The 18471-nt window shown below is 71.2% G+C and carries 15 protein-coding genes and 1 tRNA gene; 13 read left to right on the plus strand and 3 right to left on the minus strand.

Going from position 1 to position 18471, the window contains the following annotated elements:
- Positions 1 to 131 precede the first annotated feature (131 nt).
- The 7 genes from AB8Z36_RS06975 to AB8Z36_RS07005 all read left to right on the plus strand — a co-directional run bounded on the left by AB8Z36_RS06975 (position 132) and on the right by AB8Z36_RS07005 (position 12114).
- The gene (locus AB8Z36_RS06975; RefSeq protein WP_369212308.1) at positions 132 to 1646 is read left to right on the plus strand and encodes a DUF7059 domain-containing protein; all 1515 of its coding nucleotides are present in this window, start codon (positions 132 to 134) and stop codon (positions 1644 to 1646) included.
- 455 nt (positions 1647 to 2101) lie between these two features.
- Positions 2102 to 2299, plus strand: coding sequence for a hypothetical protein (locus AB8Z36_RS06980; RefSeq protein ID WP_369212309.1), 198 nt, complete (start codon positions 2102 to 2104; stop codon positions 2297 to 2299).
- 321 nt (positions 2300 to 2620) lie between these two features.
- A complete protein-coding gene (topA, locus tag AB8Z36_RS06985) occupies positions 2621 to 5461 on the plus strand; it encodes a type I DNA topoisomerase (RefSeq protein WP_369212310.1) in 2841 nt (946 codons plus the stop codon).
- 224 nt (positions 5462 to 5685) lie between these two features.
- Complete coding sequence (tmk, locus tag AB8Z36_RS06990; protein WP_369212311.1) at positions 5686 to 8850, plus strand: dTMP kinase; 3165 nt, start codon at positions 5686 to 5688, stop codon at positions 8848 to 8850.
- 148 nt (positions 8851 to 8998) lie between these two features.
- On the plus strand, positions 8999 to 10204 hold the full coding sequence (locus AB8Z36_RS06995; protein WP_369212312.1) for a DNA polymerase III subunit delta': 1206 nt from the start codon (positions 8999 to 9001) through the stop codon (positions 10202 to 10204).
- A 151-nt stretch (positions 10205 to 10355) separates the two neighbouring features.
- Entirely contained in the window at positions 10356 to 11942 is a 1587-nt protein-coding gene (locus tag AB8Z36_RS07000) for an alpha/beta hydrolase (protein WP_369212313.1), read from the plus strand.
- Between the two features lie 95 nt (positions 11943 to 12037).
- Positions 12038 to 12114 (plus strand) — tRNA-Thr (locus tag AB8Z36_RS07005).
- 83 nt (positions 12115 to 12197) lie between these two features.
- Here the strand turns inward: AB8Z36_RS07005 and AB8Z36_RS07010 are convergent.
- Genes AB8Z36_RS07010 through AB8Z36_RS07020 form a run of 3 tightly spaced genes read right to left on the minus strand, consistent with a single transcriptional unit; the run spans position 12198 to position 14746 of the window.
- Complete coding sequence (locus tag AB8Z36_RS07010) at positions 12198 to 13022, minus strand: WbqC family protein (protein ID WP_369212314.1); 825 nt, start codon at positions 13020 to 13022, stop codon at positions 12198 to 12200.
- Complete coding sequence (locus tag AB8Z36_RS07015) at positions 12964 to 13632, minus strand: YdcF family protein (RefSeq protein WP_369212315.1); 669 nt, start codon at positions 13630 to 13632, stop codon at positions 12964 to 12966. Before AB8Z36_RS07015 ends, AB8Z36_RS07010 begins: the two co-directional genes overlap by 59 nt.
- 13 nt (positions 13633 to 13645) lie before the next feature.
- Positions 13646 to 14746, minus strand: a complete 1101-nt coding sequence (locus AB8Z36_RS07020) for a helix-turn-helix domain-containing protein (RefSeq protein ID WP_369212316.1) — start codon at positions 14744 to 14746, stop codon at positions 13646 to 13648.
- Between the two features lie 153 nt (positions 14747 to 14899).
- Between AB8Z36_RS07020 and AB8Z36_RS07025 the strand changes: the two genes are divergently transcribed.
- The 6 genes from AB8Z36_RS07025 to AB8Z36_RS07050 form a co-directional block, all read left to right on the plus strand.
- Positions 14900 to 15325, plus strand: coding sequence for a hypothetical protein (locus AB8Z36_RS07025; protein ID WP_369212317.1), 426 nt, complete (start codon positions 14900 to 14902; stop codon positions 15323 to 15325).
- 11 nt (positions 15326 to 15336) lie between these two features.
- Positions 15337 to 15738 (plus strand): ATP-binding protein, encoded by a 402-nt coding sequence (locus AB8Z36_RS07030; RefSeq protein WP_369212318.1) that lies wholly within the window; start codon positions 15337 to 15339, stop codon positions 15736 to 15738.
- Positions 15735 to 16307, plus strand: a complete 573-nt coding sequence (locus AB8Z36_RS07035; protein WP_369212319.1) for a hypothetical protein — start codon at positions 15735 to 15737, stop codon at positions 16305 to 16307. The genes AB8Z36_RS07030 and AB8Z36_RS07035 overlap by 4 nt, the downstream gene beginning before the upstream one ends.
- A 197-nt stretch (positions 16308 to 16504) precedes the next feature.
- Positions 16505 to 17209, plus strand: coding sequence for a hypothetical protein (locus AB8Z36_RS07040; protein WP_369212320.1), 705 nt, complete (start codon positions 16505 to 16507; stop codon positions 17207 to 17209).
- Positions 17210 to 17283: 74 nt separating this feature from the next.
- On the plus strand, positions 17284 to 18138 hold the full coding sequence (locus AB8Z36_RS07045; RefSeq protein WP_369212321.1) for a hypothetical protein: 855 nt from the start codon (positions 17284 to 17286) through the stop codon (positions 18136 to 18138).
- 120 nt (positions 18139 to 18258) lie between these two features.
- Positions 18259 to 18471 (plus strand): GntR family transcriptional regulator (locus AB8Z36_RS07050; protein ID WP_440581870.1); only part of this gene is annotated, 213 nt, incomplete at its 3' end.

The raw sequence follows: 18471 nt of genomic DNA on the forward strand, positions 1-18471 counted from the left end.
GGCTTGCCCCAAGGCGGCACGTCCCGCCCCGCGCCGCCGCACGGCCCCTTTTCCGGCCGTASGTTCCGCACGCCCCCGGTGCCCTGTGCGGCGCCGGGGGCGTCGGCGTGGCGGCGGGCCACAATGGAGGGGTGAGTAACGCCAGCCTCCCCCTGCCCTCGTCCGACCGTGCCGACGTGGCCGCCTCCCTGCGGAAGGCGCTGCTCGACGCGGCCTTCACCGCCGACGGGCTGCTCGACCTGCTCGGGGCCTCCGCGTACGCCGCGCTCGCCCGCAGCGAGACCGTCCCCGCGCTGCGCGCCACGCGCGGCGACGGCGCCCTCGCCGCGCTCGTACGCCTGTTCCTGCTCCAGGAGCCCGTCCCGCACGCGCGCGTGGCCGGTGTTCTGCCCGTCGGCGCCCTTCTGGAGAGCGGCTGGCTGACCGGCCCCGACGACGCGCTGCGGGCGACTGTGGACGTGCGGCCCTACGGCGGTCCGAGCGGCGAGGACTGGTTCATCGTCTCCGACCTGGGCTGCGCGGTCGGCGGCGCGGGCGGCATCGGCAGCCATGACGAGGGCGTCGTCCTCGGCGTCGGCGGGGCGTCCACGACGCTCGCCGGGATCACCGTGCGCACGCCGGTCGACAGCGCCCTCGATCTCGGCACCGGGTCCGGTATCCAGGCGCTGCACGCCGCGCAGCACGCCACGCGCGTGACCGCGACCGACCTCAACCCCCGCGCCCTGGCCTTTACGCTGCTCACGCTCGCGCTGTCCGGGGCTCCCGCGGCGGACCTGCGGGAGGGCTCGCTCTTCGAGCCGGTGGCCGACGAGACGTACGACCTGATCGTCTCCAACCCGCCCTTCGTGATCTCGCCGGGCGCCCGGCTCACCTACCGGGACGGCGGGATGGGCGGGGACGATCTGTGCCGCTCGCTCGTTCAGGAGGCGGGGGAGCGGTTGAACGAAGGGGGGTACGCGCACTTCCTGGCCAACTGGCAGCACGTGGACGGCGAGGAGTGGCAGGACCGTCTGCGCTCCTGGGTGCCGCGCGGCTGCGACGCCTGGATCGTGCAGCGCGAGGTGCAGGACATCACGCAGTACGCCGAGCTGTGGCTGCGGGACGCCGGGGACCACCGCATGGACCCCGCGCGGTACGCGGAGCGGTACGAGGCCTGGCTGGACGAGTTCGAGGCGCGTGGCACGCGGGCCGTGGGCTTCGGCTGGATCACGCTGCGCAAGACCGGTGCCGCCGAGCCCGCCGTGACCGTCGAGGAGTGGCCGCACCCCGTCGAGCAGCCGCTCGGCGACACCGTGCGGGAGTTCTTCGAACGCCAGGACTATCTGCGCACGCACGACGACGCGGCGCTGCTCGCCGGGCACTTCAAGCTCGCCGACGAGGTCGTGCAGGAGCAGGTCGGGCTGCCGGGCGCCGAGGACCCGGAGCACGTCGTGCTGCGCCAGCACCGCGGGATGCGCCGGGCCACCAAGGTGGACACGGTGGGCGCCGGTTTCGCCGGGGTGTGCGACGGGTCGCTGAGCGCGGGCCGGATTCTCGACGCCATCGCGCAACTGGTCGGCGAGGAACCGGTGTTGTTGCGGGACCGGACGCCCGCGCAGATCCGGCTCCTGGTGGAGCAGGGCTTCCTGCTGCCGGTCGGAGCGTAGGGCCGTCCGAGCGGAAGGCAGTCGGCGCGGGGCCGTCGGCATAGGGCCGTCGGCGTAGGGCCGTCACGGCCCCGCCGTAGTGGCGCCCGCACCCGGGCCGTACGGGCGTCTCCCTCCACGACCCGGGACGGCGGGTCCCGCATGACGCGGGCAGGTCCAGCGTTTCGGTGGGTACCCGTACCGATCCGGCCAGGACGGGCGGAACCGGCCAACATCCCGTACGCCCCGGGCGCTTGGTCAGCTGTCGGCCGCCCGCCGCCGGGCCGTCCTTCCCGGGCCGGGCGGCAGCGGTGGTCCGCGCCCGGTCATGCGCCCGGTCGCCGAGAGGCGGTGGACCAGCCGGGCGCGACGAGCGGCCGCCGTCCGTTCACCCCGATGTCGCGTCCCCGATTCCCGCGCGTGTCAGCCTCCGAGCGGGGACCGCGAAGGACGAGCTGTACGGGGAGGCAAGGGCTATGGAGAGCGCACCAGCGATCTTCGCCGGGACGGTGTTCGCGCTGTTCGGCGCCGGGCTGCTGCTGTGGACCGGCGCGCGTGTCGCACACCGCGCACCCGTCGCCCAGGGTGTGAGTCCCGTCGCATCGGCGACGCTCGCCGCACTCGCGGGTGCGGGCGCGCTGCTCCTCGCGGTGTGGTGCTTCACGCGGCTGTGAACCGGCCCGGTGACCGCCCCTTTCCGGTGGGGCGGAGCGGCGTCCTCCGGTGATCGTGCCGGTGGCGCGGGGCAGCCGCCCGGACGGGGCGGCGAAACGGCGGCCGCACCCTCCGGGCGGCAGGAATGGCGGTAGTCGGGTTACCGTTCGAGTGGCCGTTGCGGGCTTTTCCCGTTTGACACGGGGGCGGGATGTACCGTCACACTCCGCAGCGTCAGCGCAACGCAAGCCATGCGAGCACTGCCACCGCACTGCCACGAGCATTGCCGAGCATTGCCCTCGCGCACTGCCACCGAGCGTCGACCGGAGAGAAGAGCGAAGTTGTCCCCGACCAGCGAGACCGCACAGGGCGGCCGCCGACTCGTCATCGTCGAGTCGCCTGCCAAGGCGAAGACGATCAAGAGCTACCTCGGCCCCGGCTACGTAGTCGAGGCCAGCGTCGGGCACATCCGCGACCTCCCCAACGGCGCCGCGGAGGTGCCCGAGAAGTACACCGGCGAGGTGCGCCGCCTCGGTGTGGACGTCGAGCACGACTTCCAGCCGATCTATGTCGTCAACGCCGACAAGAAGTCGCAGGTCAAGAAGCTCAAGGACCTCCTGAAGGACTCCGACGAGCTCTTCCTCGCCACCGATGAGGACCGCGAGGGCGAAGCCATCGCGTGGCACCTCCTGGAGGTCCTCAAGCCCAAGGTTCCCGTCCACCGGATGGTCTTCCACGAGATCACCAAGGACGCGATCCGCAGCGCCGTGGCCAATCCGCGCGAGCTCAACCAGCGCATGGTCGACGCCCAGGAGACCCGCCGCATCCTCGACCGCCTCTACGGCTACGAGGTCTCGCCGGTCCTGTGGAAGAAGGTCATGCCGCGCCTGTCGGCGGGCCGCGTGCAGTCCGTGGCGACCCGCCTCGTCGTCGAGCGGGAGCGCGAGCGCATCGCCTTCCGCTCCGCCGAGTACTGGGACCTGACCGGCACCTTCGGCACCGGCCGCGCCGGTGACGCCTCCGACCCCTCGCAGCTCGTCGCCCGCCTCACCACGGTCGACGGCAAGCGCATCGCGCAGGGCCGCGACTTCAACTCCGTCGGACAGCTCAAGTCCGACACCCTGCACCTGGACGAGGCCAACGCCCGCGCGCTGGCCGCCGCCCTGGAGAACACCTCCTTCTCCGTGCGCTCGGTCGAGTCCAAGCCCTACCGCCGCTCGCCGTACGCCCCGTTCCGTACGACGACCATGCAGCAGGAGGCCTCGCGCAAGCTGGGCTTCGGCGCGAAGGCCACCATGCAGGTGGCCCAGAAGCTGTACGAGAACGGCTTCATCACGTACATGCGTACGGACTCCACGACCCTGTCGGACACGGCGGTCGCCGCCGCCCGCGCGCAGGTCACACAGCTCTACGGCAGCGACTACCTGCCGGACAAGCCGCGCACCTACGCGGGCAAGGTCAAGAACGCCCAGGAGGCGCACGAGGCGATCCGTCCCTCAGGGGATCGTTTCCGCACCCCCGCGGAGACCGGTCTGACCGGTGACCAGTTCCGGCTCTACGAGCTGATCTGGAAGCGGACCGTCGCCTCCCAGATGAAGGACGCGACCGGGAACTCCGTCACGGTCAAGATCGGCGGCCGTGCCTCCGACGGCCGCGACGCCGAGTTCAGCGCGTCCGGCAAGACGATCACCTTCCACGGCTTCCTCAAGGCCTACGTCGAGGGCGCGGACGACCCGAACGCCGAGCTCGACGACCGCGAGCGCAGGCTCCCGCAGGTCAACGAGGGCGACGCGCTCTCCGCCGACGCGATCTCGGTCGACGGCCACGCCACCAAGCCGCCCGCCCGCTACACCGAGGCCTCGCTGGTCAAGGAGCTCGAAGAGCGCGAGATCGGCCGCCCGTCGACGTACGCGTCGATCCTCGGCACGATCCTCGACCGCGGCTACGTCTTCAAGAAGGGGACGGCGCTCGTGCCGTCCTTCCTGAGCTTCGCCGTCGTCAACCTGCTGGAGAAGCACTTCGGGCGGCTCGTCGACTACGACTTCACCGCCAAGATGGAGGACGACCTCGACCGCATCGCGCGCGGCGAGGCCCAAGCCGTGCCGTGGCTGCGGCGCTTCTACTTCGGCGAGGGCGAGGGCTCCGGCTCCGCCGCCGAGGCGGGCAACGGCGACGGCGACCACCTCGGCGGCCTCAAGGAGCTCGTCACCGACCTCGGCGCGATCGACGCCCGCGAGGTGTCCTCCTTCCCCGTCGGCGACGGCATCGTGCTCCGCGTGGGCCGCTACGGCCCCTACATCGAGCGCGGCGAGCGGGACTCCGAGAACCACCAGCGCGCCGACGTGCCCGAGGACCTCGCGCCCGACGAGCTGACCGTCGAGTACGCGGAGGAGCTGCTCGCCAAGCCGAGCGGCGACTTCGAGCTGGGCACCGACCCGCACAGCGGCAACCAGATCGTCGCCAAGGACGGGCGCTACGGCCCCTACGTCACGGAGGTGCTCCCCGAGGGCACCCCGAAGACCGGCAAGAACGCGGTCAAGCCGCGTACGGCCTCGCTCTTCAAGAGCATGTCCCTCGACACGGTCACCCTCGACGACGCGCTCAAGCTGATGTCGCTGCCGCGGGTGGTCGGCGCCGACGCCGAGGGCGTGGAGATCACCGCCCAGAACGGGCGGTACGGCCCCTACCTCAAGAAGGGCACCGACTCGCGGTCGATCGACAGCGAGGAGCAGCTCTTCACCATCACGCTCGAAGAGGCCCTGGAGATCTACTCCAAGCCGAAGCAGCGTGGGCGGGCCGCGGCGAAGCCGCCCTTGAAGGAGCTCGGCGAGGACCCCGTCAGCGGGAAGCCCGTCGTCGTCAAGGACGGACGCTTCGGGGCGTACGTGACGGACGGCGAGACCAACGCGACCCTGCGCGCGGCGGACTCCGTGGAGGACATCACTCCCGAGCGGGGCTATGAGCTGCTCGCGGAGAAGCGGGCGAAGGGCCCCGCCAAGAAGACGGCGAAGAAGGCCGCCAAGAAGGCGCCCGCGAAGAAGACCGCCGCCAAGAAGACCGCTACGGCCAAGAAGACCACCACGGCGAAGAAGACCGCGGCGAAGAAGACGACGGCCACGGCCAAGAAGACGGCCGCCAAGAAGACGGCCGCCTCCGCGAAGGGCGCCGCCTCGGAGGGCTGACGCCTGCCGCGGAGGGCGCCACCCCGCAGGGCTGGACCCTGCCGTGAGGGGCCGTCCCGGGGGGCTGGCCTCTGCTGCGGGGGCCTGACATCCCGTCGCTGGATCATGCCGGGCACCGTGCTTGAACGGTGTCCGGCGGCTCCTGTTTCGGAAGCCCGGGGAACAAGCGGTCGTTTGTTCGGGTGGGGACGCATGGACATTGGGCGTCCGGATAGGCTGGACGGATGACGCGTGCCGAGCAGCCAACGGCCGGAATTCCGGTCCCCGACGACGCCCTGGTCGCAGATTCCCGAGAGCGTGCCGTCCGCGCCTTGCTGCGCGTACCGCAGCTGAAGCGCTTGTGGAGCGCACAGTTGACGAGCAGCGTCGGTGACGCGCTCGCCCTGCTCGTCCTGGTGATCCTCGCGCTCCAGTCGGCCATCGCCGAAGCCGCCTTCGGAGGTGGTTACCGGGGCGTCGCCCTCGCCATCACCGCCGTCTTCGGAGCCCGCGTCCTCGCGACGCTGCTCTTCGGCGCGGTGCTGCTGGGCCCCCTGACGTCCCTCACGTCGCCGGACGGGCCGCTCGACCGGCGCTGGACCATGGTCGGGGCCGACGGCGTGCGCGCCGCGCTGCTCGTCGTCGCGCCGCTGTGGATCGACTGGACCCCGGACAACGCCCTCGGGATGCTCCTGGTGACGTCCTTCGTGATCGGCGTGGCCGAGCGCTTCTGGACGGTGGCCAGGGAGTGCGCCGCGCCCGCGCTGCTGCCCGCCCCGCCCCTGGAGGGCGCGACGGTACGGCCGCTGCCGGACCACATGGAGGCGCTGCGCCGCCTCGCCCTGCGTACGGGATTCGTGGCGCTGCCCATCGCCGCCGCGGTCCTCGTGGCCGTCACGCTCATCGGCAATGTGCTCGGTGCCGGGCTCGACTGGTTCGAACTGCACCAGGCGGGGCTCGCCTCGTTCGTCGCGGCCGGGCTCTTCGCCGCGTCGCTCTCCATCGTCTACTTCCTCGAACTGCCCGGCAGGCAGACGCCCCGCGCCCGCAGCCCGCTCGAAGGACTGCGCAGGCCGCGCACCGGCACCGGTCCCGACAAGGGGCGCACCGGCGCCATCCCGCTGCTCGTCGTCGCCTGCGCGGCGGTCGCCACCGCCATCGCCGCCGCCGTCGCCGTGGCCCTGCTGCTCGCCAAGGACCTGGGTGGCGGGCCCGTCGCGTACGGCCTGTTCGTGCTCGCCCTGACCGGCGGGACCGTCGCCGGCATCCTCGGCGCGCCGTCCCTGCTGCCCTCGCTGTCGCGCCGTCGGCTGCTGGCGCTCGCGATCACGCTGACCGGCGTCGCGCTGCTCGTGGCGGGCCTCGTGCCCGATGTGACCACCGTGCTGCTGCTCCTGGGCCTCGCCGGAGCCGCCGCGGGCGTCGCCGCCAACACCGGGCACGCCCTGCTCGAACAGGAAGTCGAGGACTACCGCAGGATCCGCGCCGCGGAGCACCTCCAGGCGGTCGTACGTCTCTGTGTCGCGCTCGGCGCCCTGGTGGCCCCCGTGGTCGCCGCCCTGATCGGCCCGCACCGCATGGTCAACGGCAAGTTCGTCTTCGACCACGGAGGCGCGGCCTTCACGCTGATGCTGGTCGGCGCGCTGCTCCTGCCGGTGGCCGCGCTGCTGCTCGCCAAGACCGACGACCGGCAGGGCGTACCGCTGCGGCACGATCTGCGCGACGCCCTGCGCGGCGGCGACGACCCGGCGCAGGCGACCTGTGCCACCGGCTTCTTCATCGCCCTGGAGGGCGGCGACGGCGCGGGCAAGTCGACCCAGGCCGAGGCGCTCGCCGAGTGGATCCGCGCCAAGGGCCACGAGGTCGTCGTCACGCGCGAGCCGGGGGCCACGCCCGTCGGCAAGCGGCTGCGGTCGATCCTCCTGGACGTCTCCTCGGCCGGTCTCTCGCACCGAGCGGAGGCCCTGCTGTACGCCGCGGACCGCGCGGAGCACGTCGACACCGTCGTACGGCCCGCCCTCGAACGAGGCGCCGTGGTGATCTCCGACCGCTACATCGACTCCTCCGTCGCCTATCAGGGCGCCGGACGCGATCTCTCGCCCACCGAGATCGCCCGCATCAACCGCTGGGCGACCGGTGGCCTCGTACCGCATCTGACCTGCCTGCTCGACGTGTCGCCCGAGGCGGCGCGGGAGCGGTTCACGGAGGCGCCCGACCGCCTTGAGTCGGAGCCCGCGGAGTTCCACGCGCGCGTGCGCTCCGGTTTCCTCACCCTCGCCGCCGCCGACCCGGGCCGCTACCTGGTCGTCGACGCCTCCCAGGAGCCGGAAGCGGTCACGACTGTGATCCGGCACCGGCTCGACGTGGTGCTGCCGCTCTCCGAGGCCGAGATCAAGGCCCAGGAGGAGGCCCGCAAGGCCGCCGAGGAGGAGGCCAGGCGCAAGGCCGAGGAAGAGGCCGCGCGCAAGGCCGAGGAGGAGCGTCTGGAGCGCGAGCGCCAGGAGCAGCTCGCCAAGCTCCGCGCCGAGGAGGAGGAGCGCAAGCGCCGCGAGCTCGAAGAGGCGCAGCGCCGTGAGGCCGAGCGGCAGGCCGAGGAGGCCAGGAAGCGTGCCGAGGAGGCGCGCCGCAAGGCCGAGGAGGAGAAGGCCAGGCTCCTTGAGGAGGAGAAGCGCCGCGCGGCCGAGGAGGCGCGGCGTCGCCGGGAGGCCGAGGAAGAGGCGCGGCTCCGGGCCGAGGCGGAGGAGCGCCGCCTGGAGAAGCAGCGCAAGGCGGAGGAGGCGCTGCTCCGGGCGGAGGAGGCGCGGCGGATGGCCGCGGCGTCCGCCGCTGCGGCGGCCGCCGAGGCGGAGACGGCGCGGGCCGCCGCGGCGGCTCAGGCGGCGGAGGCGGCGGCGCGCGCGCCGAAGCGTCCGGATCTCACGAAGTCCGCCGGTTCCGGTTCCGGTTCTGGTTCCGGTGCGGGCTCCGACACCGGCTCTGGCTCCGGCTCCGGGCAGTCCGTGCCGGACAACGAGATCACCGTGCCCACGCCCGTGGTGCGGCCGCCCGCCGGTTCCGCCGACGAGACCGCCGTACTGCCGCAGGTGCGGCTCGACGGCCCGGGTGCGGAGGACACCGCGGTGCTGCCCGCCGTACAGGAGGACCGGGTTCCGCCGGGGTACTTCCGCGACGAGCGGCCCGCGTCCGACGGGCCCAACGAGCGGACGGCGGAGCTTCCGCAGGTCGATGAGCAGGGCGTGCCCCGGCGGCCACGGGCCGACTGGGCCGAGGAGACCCCGCTCGACGACCTGCCGACGCTCGCCGACGAGCTGCTCGGCGGACCGGACGACGAGAACGACCGGACCGACGAGAACGACCGGACCGACGGGACCGACGGAGGCGGTCGGCGACGCCGCGGCCGCCGGGGCTGAGAGCTGCGGCCGCCCGGGCTGAGAGCTGGGGCCGCCGGGGCTGAGCGCCCCGTTGGGGACGCCTCGGGACCGGATTGTCAGTGCCGTGTCCCACAATGGGCAGTCCGGCAACAGCAGAGTGCAGTGAGCGGCGTAAGGCGGTGATCCCATGAGCGTGTGGGACGACCTGGTGGGGCAGGAGCGGGTGAGCGAGCAGCTCGGCGCTGCCGCCAGGGACGCCGACGCGCAGGTGAGCGCGGCCGCCGCGGACTCCCCGCTGCCGGACTCGTCGAAGATGACGCACGCGTGGCTGTTCACGGGGCCGCCGGGTTCGGGGCGCTCCACCGCCGCGCGCGCCTTCGCCGCCGCCCTTCAGTGCACGAGCCCGGACCGCGCGCTGGGCGGCGCCCCCGGCTGCGGGTTCTGCGACGGCTGCCACACCAGCCTGATCGGCACGCATGCCGATGTGGAGGTGGTCCGTACGGACCTGCTCTCCATCGGTGTGAAGGAGACCCGCGACCTCGTGCGCAGGGCGCAGCTCTCACCGGCGGTCGGCCGCTGGCAGGTCATCGTCCTGGAGGACGCCGACCGCCTCACCGAGGGCGCGGGGAACGTGCTCCTGAAAGCGGTGGAGGAGCCCGCTCCTCGTACGGTGTGGCTGCTCTGCGCCCCCTCCCTGGAGGACGTGCTGCCGACCATCCGCTCCCGCTGCCGCCACCTGACACTGCGTACGCCTTCCGTGGACGCGGTCGCGGACGTGCTCGTGCGCAGGGACGGCATCGAGCCGGACGTGGCCGCCGCGGCGGCGCGCGCGACCCAGGGGCACATCGGCCGTGCCCGGCGCCTGGCCACCGACCCGCGCGCGCGGGAGCGCAGGGCCGCCGTGCTGAAGATGCCCCTGCGCGTGCAGGAGATCGGCGGCTGCCTGAAGTCCGCGCAGGATCTGATCGACACGGCCGCCGAGGACGCCAAGCAGCTGGCCGAGGAGGTCGACGTCAAGGAGACCGAGGAGCTGAAGGCGGCCCTCGGGGCGGCGCAGGGCGGCCGGATGCCGCGCGGCACCGCGGGCGTGATGAAGGAGCTGGAGGACAAGCAGAAGCGCCGCAGAACGCGTACGCAGCGCGACAGCCTCGACCTCGCGCTCATCGACCTGACGGCGCTCTACCGCGACGTGCTCGCCCTCCAGCTCGGCTCCCGCGTGGCCATCGCCAACACCGAGGTGCAGGACATGCTGGAGCGCATGGCCCGGGGCACCTCGCCGGAGTCCACCCTGCGCCGCATAGAGGCGATCGGCGCCTGCCGCACGGCCCTGGACCGCAATGTGGCACCGCTGCTGGCGGTGGAGGCGATGACGGTGGCGCTGCGGGCCGGGTGAGCGGGCGAGAGGATGAGCGGGTGAGCGGGTGAGCGGTGCCGGACACCGCGCATGTCCGACTCAGGGGCGGGCCGGTTGACGGCATCACCCGTACGAGTAGGGCCCGAGCACGTTCAGTGATGAGAAGCTGGCGGAGAGTTAGTGTCGCCTGATGGACCCCAGCCGTCACCGCAGTCGCCGCCGTCTCCCCGGCCGCCTCCTCACCTTCCATACGGGCGGCGCGCTGCTCGTGGCCGTGGGGCTGCTCGTCTCCGGCTGCTCGTCGGGCGGCCGGGCGGCGGACGCCTCCCTGGTCGCCGCGCTGCCCGAGTCGACCCCCTCGGAGCTCGCTCCGTACTACGGCCAGAAGCTGAGCTGGCGCGCGTGCGGCGTCGAGGGCTTCGAGTGCGCCTCGATGAAGGCGCCGCTGGACTACGCGAAGCCCGCGAAGGGTGACATCAAGCTGGCGGTGGCCCGGAAGCAGGCCACCAAGAAGAGCGGCAGAATCGGATCGCTCCTGGTCAACCCGGGCGGCCCCGGCGGCTCGGCGATCGGCTACCTCCAGTCGTACGCGGCACTCGGCTACCCCGAGCAGGTCCGCGCGCACTACGACATGGTCGCCGTCGACCCGCGCGGAGTGGCCCGCAGCGAGCCGGTCACCTGCCTCGACGGCAAGGACATGGACGCGTACACACAGACCGACGTCACCCCCGACGACCAGCGCGAGACGAGGGCGCTCCGGGACTCCTTCGAGCGGTTCGCCGACGGCTGCGAGAAGCGTTCGAAGAGAATCCTTCCGCATGTCTCCACGGTCGAGGCGGCACGGGACATGGATGTGCTGCGGGCGGCGCTGGGCGACGAGAAGCTGTCGTACGTGGGGGCGTCGTACGGAACGTTCCTCGGCGCCACGTACGCCGGGCTCTACCCCAAGCGTGTGGGCCGCCTGGTGCTCGACGGGGCGATGGACCCGTCCCTGTCGGCGCGCCGGATGAACCGCGACCAGACGGCGGGCTTCGAGACGGCGTTCCAGTCGTTCGCGAAGGACTGCGTGGGGCGCGGCGAGGAGTGCCCGCTCGGCACCGGCGGCGCCGACGACGCGGGCAAGCGCCTGAAGTCCTTCTTCGGCGCCCTCGACCGCGACCCGCTGCCCACCGGGGACGCCTCGGGCCGCAAGCTCTCCGAGGCGCTGGCCACGACGGGCGTGATCGCGGCGATGTACGACGAGGGGGCCTGGCCGCAGCTCAGGGACGCGCTCGCCGCCGGTATCGGGAAGAAGGACGGAGCGGGCCTGCTCGCCCTCTCGGACAGCTACTACGAGCGGGACGACGACGGCGAGTACGCGAACCTGATGTTCGCCAACGCGGCCGTGAACTGCCTGGACCTGCCGCCCGCCTTCACCACGCCGGACCAGGTGAGGAAGGCCCTGCCGGACTTCGAGAAGGCCTCCCCGGTCTTCGGCGAGGGCCTCGCCTGGGCCTCGCTGAACTGCGCGTCCTGGCCGGTCAAGGCCACCGGCGAGCCGCATCGCATCGAGGCGAGGGGTGCGGCGCCGATCGTGGTCGCGGGCACGACCCGCGACCCGGCGACCCCCTACCGCTGGGCCGAGGCCCTCGCCTCGCAGCTCTCCTCGGGCCGCCTCCTGACGTACGAGGGCGACGGCCACACGGCGTACGGCAGGGGCAGCGCCTGCATCGACTCCGCGATCAACGCCTACCTCCTGAAGGGCACCGCCCCGGCGGAAGGAAAGCGCTGCTCATAGCCGCCACGGGCGGCCCACGAGGGGGTGTGCGGAGCACCCCGGGAAACTGTGTAGACTTGGGCGCGTTGCCGACCGCACGATAGTGCGGACGGCGCGCCGCCTTAGCTCAGATGGCCAGAGCAACGCACTCGTAATGCGTAGGTCTCGGGTTCGAATCCCGAAGGCGGCTCCATCAAACCCCAGGTCACATAGCACGTGACCTGGGGTTTCTGTTGTGACTGCAGGCAGTTCTTCGTAGCTCCGGACTGCTTCACCTCAGACAGACATTGCCGATGATCGCAGTTCAGGCGCGGTGGCCCCGAGTGCGGCGTGGTCGTCGGCAACGGCACGGAGACGAGAAGCCAGTGTGTTTGGGCCGAGCGACGCCAGTGCCCACAGGGCACTGAGTCTGCGTGCGGTCGACCAGATGCCGGTAGTCGGGGGGCGGAAGACAGCCACGGTGATGTTCCTGGCAGCGAACGGGACGGGGTCGAGATAGGACATGCCGCCGGTCCCGCACAGGTACGCGCGAGCATCCGTCGCGGCGGCCAGGTCGGCGAGTCGGAGGGAGCGGCCAGGTCGGGCGGACAGGAGGCTGCTATGGAGGATCCGGCCACGCCAGCCGAGCAGGTCGAGCAGCACGCGGGTGGAGGTCTCCGCGATCGCAGCGGTCCGCCCGGCGGCGAAGGAATCCAGCACCGGGCCCAGGGCCTGGGCGAGGGAGCGCCAGTGCGGGCTGGTTCCGAAGTACTGCCGCAGCGTTCCGGCGGTCCTTCGACGGGCGAGTTCAGCGTCGTTGATCAGCGCGTCTCGGATGAGAGTGGAGCGCCCGCTCGGGAGGCGGGTGGGAATGGAGAGCCACTGCTGGCGATCTGGTTCGTCGACGGCGGCGAGGCGCGCTCGGTGCTGGTAGTCGCGGCGGGTGAACTGCACATCGTCCAGGACGATCCAGTAGTCCGCCGCGAACAGCTTGGCCAGCGTCGTCAGCCTCGGGAACAGATTGGGCTGGTGGATCGCGCACAGCGCGCCGGGAGCAGGCTGCTCACGAGGGGATGAGGCGGCTGGTGAAGCCGGAGCGAATGAGAGATTCGTACGCTGCATGTACGTCCTCGGGGACTTCCTGCTCGATGGCGAATCCGAGCTTCGGATACTCGATGACCCGCTGGAGGTCACCGGCGAGCATGTCCAGAACGAGCTTCTCGTCCCCGATGCTCTTCAGATAGTCGTCGAACTCCAGCGGCTCCGACGCGCAGAGGAACTCGATGCCGGGCCACAGCTTGCGGGCGGTCGCGAACGATCGCCGTTCCATGTACGGCTTGGAGACCAGCAGCACCGTCGCCGGATGGATGCCGGAGGCGGCGAGGACCTCACGGGAGAGCGTGATGTTCTGTCCGGTGTTTGCCGCGTGGGGCTCCAGCAGAATGGCGTCGGCGGGGACACCGAGGTCGATGGCGTGCTCACGGAAGTGGACTGCTTCCCCGTGAGGGAAAACCCTGGCAGTGGTGGGACTGTTGCCGCCGGTGAACACCAGGGTCTGGAACAGCCCGGCGCGGTACAGCTCGGCGGACCGGGTCGCGACTCCGAGGTCGTGGCTGCCCAGTCCGATCGCCACGTCGACGGGGCGCATCTCGTGCCGCATCTGGTGGTAGTCCCAGATCAGCTTGGCCTGGTGCCACTGGTTCTCGGTGATGCCCTGATGGTCGTTGCGCATACGTTCTCCCTGGTCACCGTTGCCGGGGGCCGGATGGCCCCTCGCTCATGGCCTTGACGCCCTCGATGCTGCGCAGTTGGTGCACGAGTCCGTAGTGCGCGGCTACCTTGGCGGCCTGGTCGAGGACGAGGATTCCATCTTCCTGGGTCGCTGTATCGGAGAGCAGGATGTGGCCGTGAGCGGTGTCCAGACGTACGCGTTGCATCGGTGAGTCGGTTGTGCCGCTGCTTCGGGCGATGTCGATGAAGTGCAGGGCTTGAGAGAGATCGTCGGCGCCGCGGCGGGCCAGAGCGAGCTTCTGGTGGGCCACCGACCAGTCGTCCGGTTCGGTGAGGTCTTCGAACTCGCGGGTCGCCGCCTGCATGACGCGGGTCGCGTAGTCGTGCTCGCCGTCCTTGCTCAGCGCCGTCCCCACCCACAGCCTTGCGCGAGCTCGGTCCCGGCGAGAGAGCCGGTCGTCGACGGCGAGATTCTCGTAGTTGCGGGCGGCGACTGCCAGCTTGCCGGACATCTCGGTGACGACTGCGAGCGACAGATCGAGCTGGGCGACGCGGCGAGGGATGTCGAGCTGGGTGAAGACCGTCCGGGCACCGGCGTAGGAGTGCTGGGCCGAGAGCGGGCCCAGGACAACGCCTTGGTCGCGTTTGAGGTCACCGAGCAAGGCGGTGGAGCGGGCAAAGAGGTACAGGCCCTTCTCGTCCAGTTCATGGGCCTTGAACCGGCCGAGCCACGGAGTGAGAAGGCTGTCGGCGAAGGCGAAGTTCTGCCGGGACAGGGAGACCACGACCCGATCGAGGTCATCGGCCCATGACTCGTACTCCCACACTCTGGGGCCGGACGAGGCGACACGTCTGCCGATGGTCGCGACGCCGCCGGCCATCTCCGACAGGAGGGTCTCGAAGCGCAGGTGGACTGCGGCGTCCGCTCGTCCGAGGGCGGTGTCGAGGATGGCCTGGGTATCGGGTCTCGGCTCAGTGGCGGCGAGCTTGCTCTCCCACTTGGACACGGTCGCGACCGCCAGGCCCAGACGCTCGGCGTAGGCCCGCACGCTCAGCCGCAGGGCGAGCCGCAATGCCTTGGCTTCAAGCCCGGTCCAGTGGTGCACGGTCGCCACACGTCACTCCCTTCCACCAGCCATCGAAGCAGACGCGACGACGCGGCGGGACGGAAGTGGAACGGAAGTAGAACAAGCGGTGCTGTGCGGCGAGTCGGTCCGCCGACATGCTCGAAGCGTCACCACGTGTCGAGCCATTGGACGGTCCTGAGCATGGAACTCCTCACGGAACATCGCCTGGTCAGCGGCCCGGTCGTCTACGGTTTCCTGCGGCTGGTACGCGTGCCCCGAGCACGGCAGCACGCGCTGGTCGCCTCGCTGGCCGAGTACTGCCGCAGCCACGAGCTGCAACTGTCCGGCCTCTTCACCGATCGCGTCGCTGCCGGGTCCTCATCGGCGGCATTCACCGGTCTCCTCGACGTGCTCGTGCTGCCGGACGTCTACGGCGTCGTCGCCCCCGCCATGCCCCATCTGGGCCCGAAGACCATAGCGGCCGAACGCGGGCGACAGATCGAATCGGCCGGTGCCCGGCTGCTGCTGGTCCGGTGCCCGCGCCCCAACCCCTCAACCGTCTCTCGACGTGCCCCTGCCCACCGCACACGCTCCGGCACCACCCGTGTCGTGGACGCCGAGTCGTGAGGACCATCGCGATGACCAAGACGATTCAGAAGTTCTTCGAGTCCCGGCTCGAATCAGTCAGCGAGGCGCGGGCCTTCACCACCGAGGCCCTGAAGGTCTGGGGTGTGCTGGACCGAGGCGACGACGTCCGACTCTGCGTCTCCGAACTCGCCACCAACGCCGTGCTCCACGGGACTGATCCCGGCCACGGCTTTCTCGTCAGGCTCGACGCCGATGACGGGGTCGTACGCCTGGAAGTACACGACAGCCGCCGTCAGCACCCCCACCCCCGTCGTCCCGGCGGCATGGACACCGCCGGCCGCGGGCTGCTCCTGGTGACCGCACTTGCCGACGGTTGGGGCGTGGAGGACCGCACCCCGTTCGGGAAGATCGTCTGGTCGTGCTTCAAAGCCCCAGGAGGGACGACATCATGAGCGTCACGCTCACCCTGCCCGGCCCTGATCTGCGCCCACTGGTGTCGCTCGCCGCTTGGACCTGGCAGGGCGCCGGACCGGACGGCCGCGAGATCGCGCACATCCTGATCACGCATACCCCGGCCCTGACTTACGGCGGCACGCCCGTGACGGCCGAGGATCGAATGCGGCGACTGTCCGTCTGTCTCGGTGGCCCGACCGGAGCCCGTGGAGTCATCGCGGATCTGGCGTGCCGCCTACAGCTCGTCGGCGACCGCGTGCTGCTGCACATTCCCGAGGCTTCCCGGCGATTGCAGCTACCCGCTCGCCGTTCCTGGACCGCACTGGTCGCCCGCACCGGCGAGGCGATTCTCCTACTCGGCCTTGATCCGCTGCCGCAGTCCGCAGGCGCCGCTCGCCTCGACGCCTACCTGGACGCCGCCCTCGCAGCCGATCGACTGCTGTTCGGGCGCGTCCAGCTCCCGACACCAGCCCCGCACGCTGATGCCTGCTCGACCTGCGGTGGCAGCGGCACGGAGCCGATCTCGGGCCGCGCATGCCCGGACTGTTCCCAGGTTCACCCGTCGTGACCTGGGGTTTTGCTTACTCGAAGCCGTGGTGGCGCGGAGCGTGGGGTGCGCCCGGCGCCAGGGTCTCAGTTCTGGGCTCAGTCGAGGACGCGAGCGGGCCCCGATTGTGGTCAGTAGGGGGTCTCAACCGCCGCTGCCTGCTTGTCCGGGCCAAGGGCTACGCTGCGGCGTGTGGTGCTTGCAGGAAGGGCTCGTCCGTGACTGATCAGATGTACGAAAGCGCCTATCTGGCCTGGCGGTCATCGCTGACGACACTTCTGGCGGATGCCTCGCAACTGGCGCGTTGGCAGGAGCGCCGGTACCAGTTCGCTCACCGCGTCGGGGCCCTGCTGACCGAGAGTCACGGTGATGGCCCTGTCACCACCGGCCCGGTGCTCTACGGGGTGTTCGCCGCGGGAGCAGGGCTCTGTTACGTAGGACAGACGCAGGAGGCCGAGCGCCGCCTGCGTGATCTCCCCGTGGGGGAGAGCCACCACTTGGCCAACACGGTGCCGCCCGAGGTCTGGCAGAGGGTGGTAGTGATCAACTGGCCGCTGCTGGTTGACGGGACACCTGAATCTGAACAGGCACAGGTCAAGAAGATGGGGGCCGTCGTCTGTGGACTTGCCCTGGAGCACGCCCTCCAGATGGCGACGGCCCCGCCACTGAACAGTCGCCGTCGGCGAACCACTGGTGACTGGCAGCCTCGCGATCTCGCGCGGAGCCGCTCCCGCGGTGCGCTGCACGCGCGGCAGATACCGGTACTCAGCGAACTCACCCTCGCTGCGTGGAACGATCTTTCCCAGGCTGAGGCACCTGGTCGCTCAGCGGTGACCGTCAATGGTGTGGGGCGCGTGGTGTTCCCGTCCGCGTTGCACGAGCTGCCCGGTGACCGAGGGTTTCCCGCCGCGCAAGGGATCTGAGCGACGGTGTTTGCCGGACGTGATCCCTGGGTCTTGTTGCTCTGGGGCGTGGCCCCCGCCGCTACCGTCGCTCCATGACGCTCTCGGTTCCCGCCGGTCAGGCTGTCGATCTGCGGGTGCAGGCGGTGGACGAGGTTCTTGATCACGTCGAGCGGTCACCGCTGACGCGGTTCGACCGGGACACGGTGGTGCGCAAGCGTCGATCCGTCGGTGCGCGGACCGGCCGGGACACCTGGGTGCGGGTTGAGCGGCGCCCCGTGGAGAAGATCGGCGACCTGGGGTGGAACGGCACCGAGTGCGCCGCTCGTCTGACTGGCGTCGCGCAGCCCGAGTGGCGGGCGTGCGTGGTGTGGCGGGATGCGAGCGGGGACGCGATGTGGCGCGCCGACGAGACCGGGCTCCTGCCCGGCAGCCCCATCGGCACCGCCGTGCTGAGCGAAGACCCCGGGCTCCCGGACGCATGGTGGCGTGCTTGCAACTCCTCGCTGGATGCTCTCGCCGCACAGCGGACGAGCCGTGTGGCCTCGCCGGACACCGAGACCATCACGCAGGCCCTGGTCACCGAGACCATCCAGAGCGCGTTCGGCGGCTCCTTCGACACCACCGTTGAGCAGTGGGTACCGGCCCACGCGGACTTGAACTGGGCCAACATGAGCGCGCCGACGTTCTCTCTCTTCGACTGGGAGGACTGGGGGAACGCGCCGCGCGGACTGGATTCCGCGTCGCTGTGGGCGAGTTCGCTCGCCGTCCCGGCTCTGGCGGACCGCGTGCGTCGGGAGCGGTACGCCGACTTCGCGAGCCGCGACGGCATGCTGATGACGCTCTTCGTGTGCTCGAAGATCCTCGGCCCGCACGCTCACCCGCAGGACCCACGGCTGGAGCCGGTCCGGCGGATGACGGATCAAATCGTCCAGGAGTTGGGGATGTGAGGGCGTGGTGGTGTGACCACCGCGTCGGTCCGAGCGTGCCGACGTGGCCTCGTCGGGTTCTTCCCGGGGCATCGTGGCAGACTCGTCAGCGCTGGCGGGGGGACTGAGAGGGGACACAGCGTGGGGACGTCGGAGCTGCTCATCGTCCTGGAGCGGGAGAGTGGCGTGTCCTTGCAGCAGCAGGTGTGTGATCAGGTGACCGTGCTGGTGCGGTCGGGGCAGCTGCGGCCCGGGGATGCCGTGCCCGCCTCGCGGGAGCTCGCTCTTCAGCTCGGGGTGTCGCGGACCGTGATCACCCGCGCCTATGAACTGCTGCGGGCCCACGGCATCCTC

It is taken from the genome of Streptomyces flavofungini, from assembly GCF_041028215.1.
Lineage (GTDB): Bacteria > Actinomycetota > Actinomycetes > Streptomycetales > Streptomycetaceae > Streptomyces > Streptomyces flavofungini_B.

Excerpts from the sequence above, each read along its gene's own strand:
- AB8Z36_RS07045 (WP_369212321.1), top strand. The coding sequence starts at position 17,284 with ATGACGCTCTCGGTTCCCGCCGGTCAGGCTGTCGATCTGCGGGTGCAG.
- AB8Z36_RS06980 (WP_369212309.1), top strand. The coding sequence starts at position 2,102 with ATGGAGAGCGCACCAGCGATCTTCGCCGGGACGGTGTTCGCGCTGTTC.
- AB8Z36_RS07010 (WP_369212314.1), bottom strand. The coding sequence starts at position 13,022 with ATGCAGCGTACGAATCTCTCATTCGCTCCGGCTTCACCAGCCGCCTCA.
- AB8Z36_RS07030 (WP_369212318.1), top strand. The coding sequence starts at position 15,337 with ATGACCAAGACGATTCAGAAGTTCTTCGAGTCCCGGCTCGAATCAGTC.
- AB8Z36_RS07015 (WP_369212315.1), bottom strand. The coding sequence starts at position 13,632 with ATGCGCAACGACCATCAGGGCATCACCGAGAACCAGTGGCACCAGGCC.
- AB8Z36_RS06995 (WP_369212312.1), top strand. The coding sequence starts at position 8,999 with ATGAGCGTGTGGGACGACCTGGTGGGGCAGGAGCGGGTGAGCGAGCAG.
- AB8Z36_RS07025 (WP_369212317.1), top strand. The coding sequence starts at position 14,900 with ATGGAACTCCTCACGGAACATCGCCTGGTCAGCGGCCCGGTCGTCTAC.
- tmk (WP_369212311.1), top strand. The coding sequence starts at position 5,686 with ATGACGCGTGCCGAGCAGCCAACGGCCGGAATTCCGGTCCCCGACGAC.
- AB8Z36_RS07035 (WP_369212319.1), top strand. The coding sequence starts at position 15,735 with ATGAGCGTCACGCTCACCCTGCCCGGCCCTGATCTGCGCCCACTGGTG.
- AB8Z36_RS07000 (WP_369212313.1), top strand. The coding sequence starts at position 10,356 with ATGGACCCCAGCCGTCACCGCAGTCGCCGCCGTCTCCCCGGCCGCCTC.